Below are 14,415 nucleotides of genomic sequence, written 5' to 3'. Positions count from 1 at the left end.
GCGCCGCGGGGTTACTTGCCCATGCGCTGCAGGTTCATCAGCGCTTCGCGCAATACCCGCTCGTGATCGTCGTTGGAAGGCTTCGGCCGGGCGACCTGCTGCGCTGCCCCGTCCTGCGCCGGCGCCGAAGGGGCTTCGCGTACCACCGATTCCACCCGGTCCGGGTGAACGGCTTTTCCGGGATCGCGCCTGAACGGATTGAGCGAGGCGAAGTCGCCGAACTCGGCGCTTTCGTCGGCCCCGTCCTCGTCCTCATGTTCGCTCCACAGGTCGACGAGGGCGGCGTCCACGTGCTCGACTTCGTTCGCCGCCGGCTGGGCAGCGTCGTCTTCGACTGGCGTGGGAAGACTGGCGGCGGAAGGGCTGAAATAAGCGACCTTGGCCCGCGCGGCCTCAGCGGCGGCGGCGACATCGAAATCGCCGGGGACGGACGGATCGCCGGTTTTCCGGGCCACGGGCTCCGCGACCGCACCGGATACGGGTGAGGGCGCTGCCGCCTTCTGGGCGGCCCTTTCGGCGCTCCACCGGCGATGCCTGTCCAGCGTGGCGCTCAGTCGCTGGACCAGCTGGACGAGACCTTCGTCAGCCATGTCGGCTTCGGATTCCCGGCTGGCGGTTGTCGCGGCCTCGGAATCTGGCTTCTCGTACACGCTATCCTCGCTCTCTGGGCCGGCATCTTGCGCCGGGTCGATCTCGTCATCCTCGGCCAGGTGGACCGCGTCGCCCTCGCCTCGCGCCAAGGAAGGCGGAGAAAAGGGCAGCGGATCGCCTGCATCGATTGCATCGCCCTCAACGGGCTCGGAGTCTTCCGCGTCGACCACCTGCAGGAACGGCTCGCTCTCGGCAGGTTCGTGCCATTCCTCGACCGGCTCCTCGTCGATCACCGCGGCTTCGGCTTCGAGTTCGAAGACATCATCGTCCGCAGGTTCGGCTGCGGGGGCGACGGGTTCGTAGACCAGTTCGACTTCGGGGAAGCGCGCGGCGGGCAGCACTTCGCTGTCCGCGACCTCATCACTGTCGACCGCCGTCGCCAGAGAACGGCGGCGGGTGGTGGAAGCAAGAAGCTCGACTTCGGGTTCGATATCGGATTCGCCCAGGTCCGCCGGCGCATCCAGCCATTCGCCTTCCGAGTGATCGGCGAGCGCGGGTATCCTGGAGGCGGCGATCCGGCGCGCGATCGCGAGGCCAAGCGCGGCACCAAGCAGCGTGCCGCCCAGCGCCACGAGGCTTTGCGCCTTGAGACCCAGCGGCGGAGCAGCCATCGGCAATATCGAAGGCAGCCCCAGCGCCACGCTCGCGCGTTCCAGCAGGGATACAGGCACGATCATGCTGCCGATGCCCAGCAGCGCGGCAAGCCACAGCGCCACGATCCACGGGAACGCCGGGCTCGCCGTGATCGAAGGCTTCCCCGCGCGGGCGGGAGCCGTCATGCTGTCGTCCATATGTTCGGGGTTGGTCGCCATGTCCCGATCCTGTTCCGGCGCCCTGTCCTGCCCCGACCGGGTTCAGGCGGCGGCAGGGACACGGCCATCATCGCGTTTGCCTAGCAGGGCAAGGTAAACGGTCCGATAACGCTGGGCATTGGTGGACCAGTCGTGGTTCTCGCGCACGTGGGCGTGTGCCGCCCGCCGGATCGCGTCCCATTCCGCGCGCCGATCGACGAGGTCGGCCAGCGCGGCGGCGCAGGCGGCCGGATCGTCGGGCGCGAACAGCACGCCGGTCTCGCCGTCGCGGATCAGTTCGCGGTGCCCGCCCACGTCGCTCGCGGCCACCAGCTGCATCTGGGCGTTGGCCTCCAGCGGCTTGAGCGGGGTGACGAGATCGGTCAGCCGGCTCTTCTTGCGCGGATAGGCCATGATGTCGGTAAGGGCATAGTACCGCTCCACCTCGGCATGGGGGACCCGCCCGGTGAAATGGATGCTATCGGCAACAGGTGAGGCCGCGGCCTTTGCGCGCAAGGCCTCGTCCATCGGGCCGCCGCCCACCAGCAGCAGGTGCGCGCCCGCATGGCGATCCGCCAGCATGGGCATGGCGGCGATGAGGTCGTCCAGCCCCTCGTAATCGTAGAAGCTGCCGATGAAGCCGATCACCGGACCTTCGCCGATGCCCAGTTCCTCGGCCAGGGCCTCGTCGCGCTCGGCGGGGTTGCCGAACGTAGTGAGGTCCACGCCGTTGGGCATGATGTCGATCTTCGCGGCCGAAAAGCCGCGCGCTACCAGGTCATCCTTCAGGCCCTGGCAAATGGTCATCACCGCATCGGACCCGCGAACGGCCATGTTCTCGAGATGCCGCGTGAGGCGGTATTTCAGCGATCCCTCTCGCCCCGTCAGGTTGCCGACCGCCGCATCTTCCCAGAACGCGCGGATCTCGTAGACCACCGGGATGCCCAGCCTGCGGCCCGCGCGCACCGCGGCAAGACAGTTGAGCGCGGGGGAGTGGGCGTGCAGCACATCGGGCCGCCAGACCTGCGCCAGCGCGATTATCGCCTGCGTCAGCGCGTCGATCTCGCGCCATTCCCTGAGGCCCGCCGGACCGCCGGACTTTCCCTGCGTGCGGTGGAAGGCAAGGCCATCGACCTGCTCGGTCGCAGGTCCCGGCTCGACGTGGCGCTGCCCGGTCAATCCGCGCACTTCCAGTCCCATGCCCTGCTGCGCCCGCATTATGGCGCGCGTGCGGAAGGTATAGCCGCTGTGCATCGGCAGCGAATGGTCGAGGATGTGCAGGATGCGTGTCATCGGCGCATTCCCTGCCAGAACAGACTTAACGGCGCGTCAATAGCTTGGCCCTAAAGCGAGAGCCTCGCACGCGAGGACGCTTGGACCGGTGATCGACTATTTCTCCATCGCGCTGACGCACGGGCTGATCCTGCTCGCCTGCTGGCGCCTGCTGTTCCGCGACGAGCTGGATGCGGAGGGCGAAGTGCGCCCCCGGTCGCCGCGCCCGTGGCTGAGGCGCGAGGAGGGCGGCAAGGATGCGTGACCTCGTCCTGCTCGCCTTTGTGGCGGCCGTTGCCCTCATGGGCCTGAGGCGTCCGTTTCTGTGGGTGCTGCTCTACATCTATGTCGATATCGTCACCCCGCAGAAGGTGGGCTACGGCATCATCACCAGCATTTCGCTGTCGCTGCTGTGCTTCGTCGCCGCCTTCGTCGGGTATGTCCTGCTCGACAGCAAGCAGGGCAGCCGCTTCGCCCTGCGACAGTGGCTGATCGTCGCGCTGCTGGCATGGTGCGGCTACACCACGCTGGGAGCCGACTTTCCGGAAGAGGCATGGACCAAGTGGGACTGGGTGTGGAAGAGCCTGGTCTTCGCCGCTTTCCTGCCGCTGACGCTGCGCACCAAGCTGCGGCTGGAGGCCGCGGCGCTGATCATGGTGCTTTCCGCCGCCTCGATCATCGTCTCGGCGGGGATCAAGACGGTACTGTCGGGCGGCGGATACGGCACGCTGGTCTCGCTGGTGCAGGACAATGCCGGACTTTACGAGGGCTCCACCCTCTCAACCGTCGCCATCGCCATGATCCCGCTGATCGTGTGGGTGGCGCGCCACGGCAGCATCTTCACCGAGCGGCGACTGGCGATGATCTTTGCCGCAGCGCTGGTGTTTGCCGCCCTGCTGGTGCCCATCGGCACGCAGACGCGCACCGGGCTGATCTGCATTGCCGTTCTGGGCGTGCTGGTGATGCGCAGCGTTCGCTATCGCTTCGTCTACGCCGGGCTGGCCGGGGCCGTGATGCTGGCCGCGCTGCCCTTCCTTCCCGCCAGCTACACCGAGCGCATGTCCACGATCACGGAGTACCAGGCAGACGAAAGCGCCTCCACCCGCGTCGCCGTGTGGAAGTGGACGCTGGATTACGTGGCGGACAATCCCACGGGCGGCGGCTTCGATGCCTTCCTGGGTAACAGCTTTACCTACAACATGCGCCAGACCCGGGAACTGGGGAACACCGACGCGGTGGTCTACCAGGAAGTCACCGACGAGGGCCGCGCCTATCACTCCGCCTATTTCGAGGTGCTGGGCGAGCAGGGCTACCCCGGCTTCGCGATCTGGATCACGCTGCAGGGCCTTGGCCTGTGGCACATGGAGCGCATCCGCCGCCGCTATGCCAATAGCGAGGACGAGGACGAGAAGCGCTGGCGTTCCCTCGCCACCGCGCTGCAGAACGGGCAGGTGATCTACCTCGTCGGCGCGATGTTCGTGGGCGTGGGGTATCAGCCCTTCATGTTCATGCTGCTGGGCCTGCAGATCGCGCTCTACAGCCTGATGAAGCGGGACTGGGCCGGGGTGAAGACGCCCGAGCGCCCGTGGCTGCGCGCGCAGGTGGCGGAGAAGGCCCCCGCATGATCGCCCCGCCGATCCCCCCGCAGCGCACCCGCACGCCGCATCTCGCGGCCCTGACGGGCCTGCGCGGCCTGGCGGCGTGGTGGGTCGTCTTCTACCACGCTCGCCTGTCCCTGACGCAATGGATGCCGGAGGCGGGTATCGCCGTTGCCGCGCAGGGATACCTCGCGGTGGACCTGTTCTTCATGCTTTCGGGCTTCGTTATGTGGCTGAACTACGGCGCGCGGCTGCGCAGCGAGGGGCTGGCGGGTGCGCCGGCCTTCTGGTGGCGGCGCTTTGCACGCATCTGGCCGCTGCATGCCGCGATACTGGGCGCCGTGGCGCTGTTTGCACTCACATTGCTGGCGACCGGGCGCGACACGGCGAACTATCCGCTGGCAGAGCTGCCGCTCCATCTCCTGCTGCTGCAGAACTGGGGCCTGACGGCGGAGCTGACATGGAACCACCCGGCATGGTCGATCAGCACCGAACTGGCCGCCTACCTGCTGTTTCCGCTGGCCGTCCTGGCCATGCGCTGGGAGGAGATGCGCCCCCTTGCGCTGGTGGCGGGCGTGGTGGTGCTGGCGCTGGCGCTGCACGGGGTGTTCACTCTGGCGGGAGCGCAGTCGCTGGGCGATCAGATCACGCGGCTGGGGCTGGTGCGCTGCATCGTGCAGTTCGGCATCGGCATGCTGCTCGCCAACCTGTGGCACGCATGGCAGGGGCGCGGCGGCATGGCACTGGGCTGCGCTGGCATGTCCGCCGCGGCGTTTGCCGCAGTGGTCATCTTCGATGGTCCGGGAACCCTGCTGATCCCGCTCGCCTTCGCGGCCATGCTGACGGCCCTGGCGCTGGATCGTGGACCCGTCGCCCGCCTGCTCTCCAGTCGACCGCTCGTATGGCTGGGGGACGCCAGCTACGCGACCTACCTGGTGCATTTTCCGCTGCTGGTGGCGCTCAAGCTGGTGGCGGTGGACGAAAGCCTGCAGATCGGCCCGCTGGTCTTCGCCGCCTACCTGGCGGTGCTGCTGGCCCTGTCCGGCGGTCTCTACCGCTGGCTGGAAAAGCCCACGCAGCGCTGGCTGAACGGGAGGCGTGTCGGCTTTTCGAACGTGCCTCCGCACGCTCGTCCTCGCTAGACGCGCAGCAAGCTGCTTCCGCTGCCCGAGGGCCTAGGACGAGAAGACTAGTCCGACACCGTTGGATTGGCCCGCATCCATTCCTCCACGACGGGCGCGATCTGGCCGCGCCACTTGCTGCCGTTGAAGATGCCGTAGTGGCCCACGTTCGGCGCGAGGTGGTACTTCTTCCGCCTGGCGGGCAGGTGTTCCGCCAGGTCCAGCGCGGCGCGGGTCTGGCCGACGCCGGAAATGTCGTCGTGCTCGCCCTCGATCGCCAGCAGCGCGGTGTCGCGGATGGCATCGGGATCGATGGCCTTGCCCCGGTGCACGAATTCGCCCTTGGGCAGCGAGTGTTCCTGGAACACGTGATGGATGGTCTGGAGGTAGAATTCGGCCGTCATGTCGCAGACAGAGAGGTACTCGTCGTAGAACTGGCGCGTGCGTTCGGCACTGTCGTGGTCGCCCACGGTCATGTGCTTGAACATCTCGTAGTGGCTCATCATGTGGTCGGCCAGGTTCATCGAGATGAACCCCGCCAGCTGCAGGAAGCCGGGATATACGCGGCGCCCCGCGCCGGGATAGTTCAGCGGCACCGTGGCAATCACGTTGTTCTCGAACCAGCTCAGCGGCTTTTCCATGGCGAGGTCGTTCACGCCCGTCGGGCTGGCGCGCGTGTCGATCGGGCCGCCCATCATGCTCAGCGTTGCGGGACGGCACTTGTCCTTGGCCGCTGCCATGATGGCGGTGGCGGCGAAGGCGGGGACCGAGGGCTGGCAAACGGCCAGGATATGCGTGTTCGGGCCGATGAACTGCAGGAACTCGATCAGGTAGTCGATGTAGTCGTCGAGATCGAAGTGGCCCTCGCTCACCGGCACCTGCCGGGCATCGGCCCAGTCGGTGATCCAGACTTGCTGGTTTTCCACCATGCGCTGAACCGTGCCGCGCAGCAGGGTGGCGTAGTGGCCGCTCATCGGAGCGACGATCAGCAGCTTGGGCGCATCTTCGGGGAGGCCGTCGCGGGTGAAGCGGCGCAGCGAGGCAAACGGCTTCTCCATCACCACGCTTTCGCTCACGTAATGCGTCTCGCCGTCCTTCTCCACTGGCTGGATGTCGAAATCGGGCTTGCCGCGCTCCTCGTAGAGGTGGGCGAAGACTTTCAGGGCGGATGCCATGGCCGGGCCCATGCCCATGTAGCCCATTGGCAGGGCCGGGTTGTCGAGCAGCCGCGCGCCTACGGCGGCCCAGTTGCTGGCCGTTCCCAGCATGGCGCGTTGCATCTCGTAAGCGGAATAAAGCACTGATACTTCCTCTGCGTGTCGCCCGCTGCGGGGGCGAGGGTATTTGCGGGCCGGAATTGCTGACCGTGCCCATGGATTGCGTCAGACATGGCCCCTTTTGCCTCTTGTTGCAATGCGGCATAGGAGCGCGCGGCGCTTTGCCGGGCCCCGAACAACCGGCTGCGAACAAGCAGGGGAAACGGTGCTTCAAAGCCGCATGACTTTGGGCTAGTGCCCCTGCAACATGGCTTTCCCCGACACGACACCAGAGCCCGAGAAGGCGAAAAGCCTCGCGCCGCTGACCATGATCTTTCGCGAGGCGAAGAAGTATCCGTTGCAGCTGGGCTTCGCCGCGCTGGCCTTGCTGATAACCGCCATCATCACCTCGCTGGCCCTGCCCAGCGCGCTGCGCCTCATCATCGATCGCGGCTTCATCGGCGCCGGAGAGGACGGGGGCGAGATCGGACGCTGGTTCCGCTACCTGCTGGTGCTGGTGGCCGTCCTGGGGATCGGCACGGCGGTGCGGTTCTACTTCGTAAGCTGGCTTGGCGAACGGGTGGTCGCCGACATCCGCCGCAAGGTCTACGACAACCTCCTGCGCCTCTCGCCCTCGTTCTTCGAGGAGAACAGCCCCAAGGAAATCAGCAGCCGCATGGTGTCGGACACGGCCATCATCGAGCAGGTGATGGGCACCACCGTCTCCGTCGCGCTGCGCAACGTCATCATCGCCGTGCTGGGCACGGGCTACCTGTTCTGGCTGGCCCCGCAACTGGCCATCTGGCTGCTGGTCGGCATACCCGTGGTGATCATCCCCATCGCCGTTTTCGGGCGCCGGCTGCGCGATATCAGCCGCACCAGCCAGGACCGGGTGGCCGACGTGGGCGCCATGGTGACGGAAATGCTCTCGGCGATGAAGATCGTGCAGGGCTTCAATCAGGAAACGCGCGAAAGCGGGCGTTTCGGCGACGCGGTAGAGCGCACCTTTGCCACCGCGAAGACGCGCATCCTGATCCGGGCGGTGATGACCGCGCTGCTGATCACCCTGATCTTCGGTGCCATCACTATCCTGCTGTGGCGCGGGGCGGTGCTTGTGACCACGGGGGCGATCTCCGGAGGCACGATCGCCGCCTTCATCTTTGCCGGCGTGATCGTCGCCGGCTCCTTCGGCGCGCTGACCGAGGTGTTCGGCGACCTCCTGCGCGGCGCGGGCGCGGCCAGCCGCCTGCGCGAACTGATGGACGAGCGCCCCGAGATCACCGCTCCGGCGCGTCCGCAGGACCTGCCCGAGCCGCCGCGGGGAAGCCTGTCGTTCCGCAACGTCACCTTCAGCTATCCCACCCGACCCGGCGAACGGGCCATCACGGATTTCTCGCTGACCGTCGAGCCGGGCGAGACTGTGGCCATCGTCGGCCCCTCGGGCGCGGGCAAGTCCACGATCTTCCAGCTGGCGGAGCGGTTCTACGATCCCGCCGAGGGCACGATCCGCATGGACGGCGTGCCGCTGACCCAGGCAGATCCTGCCGCGATCCGGCGCCGCATGGCGCTGGTGCCGCAGGAAGGCATCCTGTTCGCCGCAAGCGCGCGCGACAACCTGCGCTACGGTGCCTGGGACGCGGACGAGGAGGCGATCTGGGATGCCGCGCGCGCGGCCAATGCCGAAGATTTCCTGCGCAATCTGCCCGACGGGCTGGATACCTTCCTCGGCGAGGGCGGGGCACGCCTTTCCGGCGGTCAGCGGCAACGTATCGCGATCGCGCGGGCCGTGCTGCGCGACGCGCCGATCCTGCTGCTGGATGAGGCGACCAGTGCGCTGGACGCCGAGAGCGAGCGGCTGGTGCAGGACGCGCTCGAGCACCTGATGGAAAACCGCACCACGCTGGTGATCGCGCACCGCCTTGCCACGGTGCGCGCGTCGGACCGGATCGTGGTGATGGAGAACGGGCGCATCGTCGAACAGGGCGATCACGCCAGCCTGACGGCGAAGGGCGGCCTCTACGCCCGCCTGGCGGCGCTGCAGTTCGACGATCCCGCCGCGGCCTGAGTTTCCAGTGGCTTAAAGGGCGGCGGCCGTACCGTTGATGCCTTGCGTCGAGAAGAATCAGCCCTACATCGATTTGGTAACGACAGAAACCGTCTTGAGGTTGTCTCGATAGCGGTCGCCCATTTTCTTACATCACCGCCTTTGAAGGGATCGCATACTTCAATGATTCGCAAACTGCTTGTCACGTCGGCCTCCGTTATCGGTCTGGCCGTCGCCGCCCCTGCCATGGCGCAGGACGATACCGCCACCGAGGCGCCCACGATGGAATTCGGCACCTGGGGTGTCGACCTCACCCAGCTCGATCAGTCGGTGGACCCGGGTGACAACTTCAACGCCTACACCAACGGCAAGTGGGTCGCCGCCAACGAAATTCCGGCTGACCGCAACCGCTATGGCGCGTTCGACATGCTGCGCGAGGATTCGATCAGCGACGTGGAAGTGCTGGTGCGCGACCTGGTTGCCTCCGATCCGGCCCCCGGCACCACGGCGCGGCGCATCGTCGATGCCTTCAATGCCTATAACGATGTCGAGGCGATCGACGCGACGGGCCTCGCCCCGGCACAGCCGTTCCTGCAGGACATCTACGGGGCGAGCGACCTAACGGAACTGGTCGGGCTGTTCCAGCAGGCCGGCTATCCCGGCCTTGTCGCCGCAGGCGTCGGCGTGGATGCCCGTAACCCGACTGAATATGTCGTCTCCATCGGCTTCGACGGCATGGGCCTGCCGGATCGCGACTATTATCTCGTCGATTCCGAGAGCAACCTGGAAATCCGCGCTGCCTACAAGGACTATCTGACCTTCCTGCTGGACAAGGCCGGCTATGCCGATGCGCGCGGCGCTGCGGAGGCGGTCTATTCGTTCGAGCGCAAGGTGGCCCAGCTGGAATGGGCACGGCAGATGTTCCGCCTGCCCCAGCTCACCTACAACGAGCTGACGCCCGCAGAGCTTACCGCAATGGCAGGCGACTTTCCCATCAACACGGTGCTGGAATCCGGTCAGTTCGCCGACCAGCCGCGTTTCCTGGTGGCGCAGCTTCCTCCTACCGAGGAAGAGGTCGAGGCGCTGGGCCTGACCGAGGAACAGCTTGGCATGATCGGTGGCGGCCTGCCGGCGATGATGGAGCTTCTCACCGAGACGCCGCTGGCCACGCTGAAGGCCTTCATGGCCGCGCAGTTCTTTTCGAACAACGCATCGGTCCTCTCCAGCGAGTTGGATGAAGCCAACTTCGAATTCTTTGGCCGCACCATCAATGGCCAGGAGGAGCAGCGGGAACGCTGGAAGCGCTCCATCGCGGCCGTGGAAGGCGCGCTGGGCGAACAGCTGGGCGCACTCTATGTCGAGCGGTATTTCCCGCCCGAGAGCAAGCAGCGCATGGACGCGCTGGTCGCCAACCTGCAGCGCGCCATGGCCATGGCCCTCGACGAAAACGAGTGGATGACCCCCGAGACCATTGCCGAAGCGCGCACCAAGCTGGAAGGCTTCGTGCCGATGATCGGCTATCCGGACGAGTTCGAGACCTACGACGGCCTCGAGATCACTGCCGACGACCCGCTGGCCAACCGCATCAGCGCCACCCGCTGGAGCATCCAGGACAACCTGGAGCGGCTCGGCACCAAGGTGGACCCCAGCGAATGGGGCATGCTGCCGCAGACGGTGAATGCCTACTACTCCCCGCTGACCAACCGCATCGTGTTCCCCGCCGCAATCCTGCAGCCGCCGTTCTTCAACGCGGAAGCGGACCCGGCCGTGAACTACGGCGCCATCGGCGCGGTGATCGGGCACGAGATCGGTCACGGCTACGACGACCAGGGATCGCAGTTCGATGCCACCGGCACGCTGCGCAACTGGTGGCAGGAGGAAGACCGCGAGGGCTTCGAGCAGTTCACCGCGCGCATGGCCGAATATATCGAGGCCTACTGCCCGGTCGACAGCTCCGAGGGCCCGGTCTGCCTGCGCGGCGGCCAGTCGATGGGCGAAACGCTGGGCGACGTGGTCGGCCTGCAGATGGCCTACCGCGCCTACCGCCTGTCGCTGGACGGGCAGGAAGCTCCGGTGATCGACGGCCTGACCGGCGACCAGCGCTTCTTCCTCGGCTTCGCGCAGGTATGGCGCGGAATGGAGCGTGAGGAAAGCCTGCGCAACCGCGTGATGACGGCCAACCACCCGCCGGGCGAATTCCGCCTTAACAACGCGGTACGCCACATCGATGCCTGGTATGACGCCTTCGATGTCGGCGCGGACGACGCGCTATACCTGCCGCCGGAGGAGCGGATTTCGATCTGGTAATCGGCCAGCGGCAAAAAACGAACACCCGAACGGGGGCGAGGCTTGACTTCGCCCCCGTTTTGGTTGGAGGCGGGGGAGCCAAAGCTATCAAGCCAGGGACTTCCGCCAGAGCATGACTTTCCTTCAGATGCTGATCCTCGCCATCGTGCAGGGGATCACCGAATTTTTGCCGATCTCGTCCTCCGGGCACCTGATCCTCGTGCCGGTCTTCCTCGATTTCCGCGACCAGGGGCCGATGCTCGACATCGCGGTGCACATCGGCTCGCTGCTGGCGATCATCGTCTACTTCTTCAAGGACGCCTGGGGCCTGGCGCGCGGCGGTTTCGCCACCGTCGGCATCGGCCACGCGCCGGAGCAGAAGCGCCTGTTCTGGTGGATCGTGCTGGGCACGATTCCGGCCGTCGTGGCGGGCCTCGCGATCAAGACCGGCGCGCTCAACGGGGTGGCCGTGGCGCTGTTCGGCCTAAAGATCGAGGACGGCGACCTGCTTGCCTCCCTGCGCTTAACCGATCTCATTGCCTTCAACCTGATCTTCTACGGTATCCTTCTTGGCCTTGCCGACTATTTCGGCCGCGAGGACCGCACCTACGAGAACATGACCTGGCGCGATGGCCTGCTGGTGGGCCTGGCGCAGGCGCTGGCGCTGATACCCGGCACCAGCCGCTCGGGCGTCACCATGACGGCGGCACGCGTACTCGGCTTCGGCCGGGTGGAAGCGGCGCGCTTTTCGTTCCTGCTGTCTATCCCCGCAGTGGCCGGGGCGGGCGTGCTGATCGTGCCGGATCTGATGGAAGCGGGCAGCGACATGGTGATAGAAGCGCTGATTACCGGCGGTCTCACCTTCGTCGCGGCCTTCGCCACCATGGCCTTCCTGATGAACTTCCTGAAGAAGGCGTCGATGCTCGTCTTCGTGCTCTATCGCATTGCCATGGGCGTGCTGCTTCTGTGGATGTTCTGATCTGGCGTTAACCCAGTAGAATTCTTCTTTTTCGGCCACATGATCAGCAGGATCCGGACAACCGGCGCCGACTGCTGGAACCCGATCCGGCACCTTGCCGTTGATAGGGTGAAGGCAGAAGAAGGATTTGTTACGTGGGTCTAGTTTTCCTGATCGTGGTAGGAGCCATCCTGGGATGGCTGGCTGCGTTCATCCTGCGCGCCGAATCCCCGCAAAGCCTCAAGGTGAATGTCATCGCCGGGATTGGCGGAGCCCTGCTTGCAGGCCTTCTCGTCGGGCCTGCGCTCTCGATGGGCGATCTTGCAGCGGGAACCTATACGGTGGATGCGCTGTTGTTCTCCATGGCCGGCTCGCTGGCAACGCTTCTGGTGGCGAATATCCTGCGTCAGAAGGAAGTGTTGTAGGCGAGTTTGTTTTTAATGTGGGCCATCAGAACGAAGGGCCGACCAACCGGATCGCTCCATCAAAAGCAAGGGAAGTTCTCAATGAAGAAGATTGTAGCTTTTGCATCCGCTGCAGTGCTGGGCCTTGGCGTCGCCGCATGCGACAGCCCCCAGGAAGAAGCAGCCGAAGAGCAAGCGGAAGCCATGGAAGAGCAGGCCGACGACATGGAAGACGCCGGCATGATCACCGACGAGGAAGCTGATGCGATGGAAGCTGAAGCCGACAACATGGAAGATGCCGCCGAAGGCGATACCGACGAATACACCGAAGGCATGGAAGAAGCCGTCAACTAAGAAGGCTCTTCGCTAAGGCGAAACAGGAAGGCCGGCCTCCGAAGGGAGAGCCGGCCTTTCTCATTGGGTCCGGTCGTAGCTCAGACGGGTTTCGCGTTGCTCCCGCGGCCGCCCCGCAGGAAATATTCCTGGGTTCCCCGGTTCAGCACGTTGTCGACATCGATCACCGCCGAATTCGCGTAGGTGAAGCTTGCGCCAAGGTTGCGATAGAGCCGGTCGAAATCGCGCTCCACCGTCTGGCGATACAGGTCTTCGAAGCTCTCGATGACGAAGTAGGTGGGCTGCAGGTCGTCGATCACGTAATCGGTGCGCATCACCCGGTCGACGTTCAGCATGATCCGGTTCGGGCTTTCCCCCTCCAGCGCGAAAATCGCCTCCGTCGGCCCGGAGAGAATGCCCGCGCCGTAGATGCGCGGCTCGTTGTTCTCCAGCATCAGGCCGAATTCCACGGTGTACCAGTAGAGCGCGCCCAGCGCCTTCAGCTTGTTGTAGCGCATGGCTTTCCAGCCGGCGCGGCCGTATTCCTGCATGTAGTCCGCGAACGTGGGATCGGTCAGCAGCGGCACGTGGCCGAACACATCGTGGAACACGTCGGGTTCCTGGATGTAATCGAACGTCTCGCGCGTGCGGATGAAATTGCCGGCCGGGAAGCGACGATTGGCGAGGTGCCAGAAGAAAACGTGATCGGGTATCAGCATCGGCACGGGCACCACGCTCCACCCCGTCAGCTTGCCGAGCTCTTCCGACAGTTCTCCGAAATCGGGCACGCCGCCCCTGCCGAGGTCGAGCTTCTCCAGCCCTTCGAGCATGGCCGAACAGGCACGACCCGGAAGCACGCCCATCTGCCGGGCAAACAGGTCGTCCCAGATGGCATCGTCCTCGGACGTATACTGCGTCTGACGAGGCTCGAGCCAGTCCTCTCCCACGTGGGAAGGACGCTTGAGGGGAGCGGTGAAGACCTCGTCCGCCACTTCGGGCAGCTTGCTGAAGTCCTGGCCTTGCGTGCCGGTTTCGGGGGGCTTTTCGGCAATATCTGTCATGTTTCAGATGTTACCACACCTCAGGAGCCTGTGCGAGTCGGCGCGACCTGTTCGGCGTCCGCGCCATCCGGATCGGCTTCCGGTTCCGTTTCAACGGGTTCGCGAGCTTCCAGCATCTCGGCAGCGTCTTCGAGAGCCGCCTCCTCCCCCTGTGTCGGGGCACCCGGGCCACGGCCCGTATCGCCGCTGTCGCAGGCGGTTGCCGCAGCAATAAGGGCCAGGCCCGCGAAGGCCCGGCCCAGATAGCCGCTTTCGGCGGTGGTCGTCACTCGGCGGCGTCTGCCATCTCGTCCTGCGCGGCCTCGGCGGCGGCGATGGCATCGTCCACCGTCTGCTGCGCGGCGTCGCCGGCTTCCTCGGCCACTTCCTCGTTCTGATCCATCTCGGCGTCGATTTCGGCGGCCTCGTCCGCGCTCATGGCGTCGGCATCGGCGACCGGATCGGGCAGTCCTTCCATGGCATCGTCGGCAGGCACTTCCACGGTATCGGCCACGGCATCCTCGGACGCGTCGGTCGATTCCCCGCAGGCGGACAGAGCCAGGGCGGCGGTGGCGGTGGCAATAATGGCGAACTTCTTCATGGCGCGAATGGCCCTTTCCTTGTGGTTGATCACAAAATGGCCATAAACGAGCGAGCCGCG

Annotated in this window: 14 protein-coding genes; 8 read left to right on the top strand and 6 right to left on the bottom strand. The window is 65.7% G+C overall.

Annotated elements, in window-relative coordinates; all coding sequences use genetic code 11:
- Window positions 1-11: 11 nt before the first annotated feature.
- Window positions 12-1,463 (bottom strand): TVP38/TMEM64 family protein, encoded by a 1,452-nt coding sequence (locus tag AAA989_RS06105; protein WP_338241848.1) that lies wholly within the window; start codon window positions 1,461-1,463, stop codon window positions 12-14.
- A gap of 42 nt (window positions 1,464-1,505) precedes the next feature.
- A complete protein-coding gene (locus AAA989_RS06100) occupies window positions 1,506-2,735 on the bottom strand; it encodes a TIGR04063 family PEP-CTERM/XrtA system glycosyltransferase (protein ID WP_338241847.1) in 1,230 nt (409 codons plus the stop codon).
- Between the two features lie 88 nt (window positions 2,736-2,823).
- Here AAA989_RS06100 and AAA989_RS06095 point away from each other — a divergent pair, with 88 nt between their 5' ends.
- From AAA989_RS06095 to AAA989_RS06085, 3 genes are read left to right on the top strand one after another with little or no spacing between them, the layout of a single operon-like run.
- Complete coding sequence (locus AAA989_RS06095; protein WP_338241846.1) at window positions 2,824-2,979, top strand: hypothetical protein; 156 nt, start codon at window positions 2,824-2,826, stop codon at window positions 2,977-2,979.
- Window positions 2,972-4,339: a putative O-glycosylation ligase, exosortase A system-associated gene (locus AAA989_RS06090; protein WP_338241845.1), complete on the top strand. Its 1,368-nt coding sequence runs from the start codon at window positions 2,972-2,974 to the stop codon at window positions 4,337-4,339. Before AAA989_RS06095 ends, AAA989_RS06090 begins: the two co-directional genes overlap by 8 nt.
- Window positions 4,336-5,454: an acyltransferase family protein gene (locus AAA989_RS06085; RefSeq protein ID WP_338241844.1), complete on the top strand. Its 1,119-nt coding sequence runs from the start codon at window positions 4,336-4,338 to the stop codon at window positions 5,452-5,454. Before AAA989_RS06090 ends, AAA989_RS06085 begins: the two co-directional genes overlap by 4 nt.
- Before the next feature lie 47 nt (window positions 5,455-5,501).
- On the opposite strand, the gene AAA989_RS06080 is transcribed toward AAA989_RS06085, so the two are convergent.
- Window positions 5,502-6,734: a polyhydroxyalkanoate depolymerase gene (locus tag AAA989_RS06080; RefSeq protein ID WP_338241842.1), complete on the bottom strand. Its 1,233-nt coding sequence runs from the start codon at window positions 6,732-6,734 to the stop codon at window positions 5,502-5,504.
- A 223-nt stretch (window positions 6,735-6,957) separates the two neighbouring features.
- Here AAA989_RS06080 and AAA989_RS06075 point away from each other — a divergent pair, with 223 nt between their 5' ends.
- The 5 genes from AAA989_RS06075 (at window position 6,958) to AAA989_RS06055 (ending at window position 12,735) form a co-directional block, all read left to right on the top strand.
- Window positions 6,958-8,754: an ABC transporter transmembrane domain-containing protein gene (locus tag AAA989_RS06075; protein WP_338241841.1), complete on the top strand. Its 1,797-nt coding sequence runs from the start codon at window positions 6,958-6,960 to the stop codon at window positions 8,752-8,754.
- Between the two features lie 162 nt (window positions 8,755-8,916).
- Window positions 8,917-11,040, top strand: a complete 2,124-nt coding sequence (locus AAA989_RS06070; RefSeq protein WP_338241839.1) for a M13 family metallopeptidase — start codon at window positions 8,917-8,919, stop codon at window positions 11,038-11,040.
- 112 nt (window positions 11,041-11,152) lie between these two features.
- Window positions 11,153-11,998 carry an undecaprenyl-diphosphate phosphatase gene (locus AAA989_RS06065; protein ID WP_338241838.1) on the top strand — a complete coding sequence of 282 codons (846 nt, stop codon included), beginning with the start codon at window positions 11,153-11,155 and terminating at the stop codon, window positions 11,996-11,998.
- A 134-nt stretch (window positions 11,999-12,132) separates the two neighbouring features.
- On the top strand, window positions 12,133-12,402 hold the full coding sequence (locus AAA989_RS06060; RefSeq protein ID WP_338241836.1) for a GlsB/YeaQ/YmgE family stress response membrane protein: 270 nt from the start codon (window positions 12,133-12,135) through the stop codon (window positions 12,400-12,402).
- Between the two features lie 81 nt (window positions 12,403-12,483).
- Window positions 12,484-12,735, top strand: a complete 252-nt coding sequence (locus AAA989_RS06055) for a hypothetical protein (protein WP_338241835.1) — start codon at window positions 12,484-12,486, stop codon at window positions 12,733-12,735.
- Between the two features lie 80 nt (window positions 12,736-12,815).
- Here the strand turns inward: AAA989_RS06055 and phhA are convergent, their stop codons facing one another.
- The 3 genes from phhA to AAA989_RS06040 form a co-directional block, all read right to left on the bottom strand.
- Complete coding sequence (gene phhA, locus AAA989_RS06050; protein ID WP_434781438.1) at window positions 12,816-13,706, bottom strand: phenylalanine 4-monooxygenase; 891 nt, start codon at window positions 13,704-13,706, stop codon at window positions 12,816-12,818.
- An 89-nt stretch (window positions 13,707-13,795) separates the two neighbouring features.
- On the bottom strand, window positions 13,796-14,044 hold the full coding sequence (locus tag AAA989_RS06045) for a hypothetical protein (RefSeq protein ID WP_338241833.1): 249 nt from the start codon (window positions 14,042-14,044) through the stop codon (window positions 13,796-13,798).
- Window positions 14,041-14,388 (bottom strand): hypothetical protein, encoded by a 348-nt coding sequence (locus AAA989_RS06040; RefSeq protein WP_338241831.1) that lies wholly within the window; start codon window positions 14,386-14,388, stop codon window positions 14,041-14,043. The genes AAA989_RS06045 and AAA989_RS06040 overlap by 4 nt, the downstream gene beginning before the upstream one ends.
- Window positions 14,389-14,415: the final 27 nt, after the last annotated feature.

Origin of the sequence: Aurantiacibacter hainanensis (assembly GCF_036321025.1) — a bacterium.
GTDB lineage: Bacteria > Pseudomonadota > Alphaproteobacteria > Sphingomonadales > Sphingomonadaceae > Alteraurantiacibacter > Alteraurantiacibacter hainanensis.
Note: the sequence above shows the minus strand (reverse complement) of the source record. Positions and strands in the feature narration are given on the sequence as shown.

Bases quoted from the DNA above. Each gene is read 5' to 3' on its own strand.
- AAA989_RS06090 (WP_338241845.1), top strand. From the start codon at position 2,972: ATGCGTGACCTCGTCCTGCTCGCCTTTGTGGCGGCCGTTGCCCTCATG.
- AAA989_RS06075 (WP_338241841.1), top strand. From the start codon at position 6,958: ATGGCTTTCCCCGACACGACACCAGAGCCCGAGAAGGCGAAAAGCCTC.
- AAA989_RS06070 (WP_338241839.1), top strand. From the start codon at position 8,917: ATGATTCGCAAACTGCTTGTCACGTCGGCCTCCGTTATCGGTCTGGCC.
- AAA989_RS06055 (WP_338241835.1), top strand. From the start codon at position 12,484: ATGAAGAAGATTGTAGCTTTTGCATCCGCTGCAGTGCTGGGCCTTGGC.
- AAA989_RS06085 (WP_338241844.1), top strand. From the start codon at position 4,336: ATGATCGCCCCGCCGATCCCCCCGCAGCGCACCCGCACGCCGCATCTC.
- AAA989_RS06105 (WP_338241848.1), bottom strand. From the start codon at position 1,463: ATGGCGACCAACCCCGAACATATGGACGACAGCATGACGGCTCCCGCC.
- AAA989_RS06100 (WP_338241847.1), bottom strand. From the start codon at position 2,735: ATGACACGCATCCTGCACATCCTCGACCATTCGCTGCCGATGCACAGC.
- AAA989_RS06065 (WP_338241838.1), top strand. From the start codon at position 11,153: ATGACTTTCCTTCAGATGCTGATCCTCGCCATCGTGCAGGGGATCACC.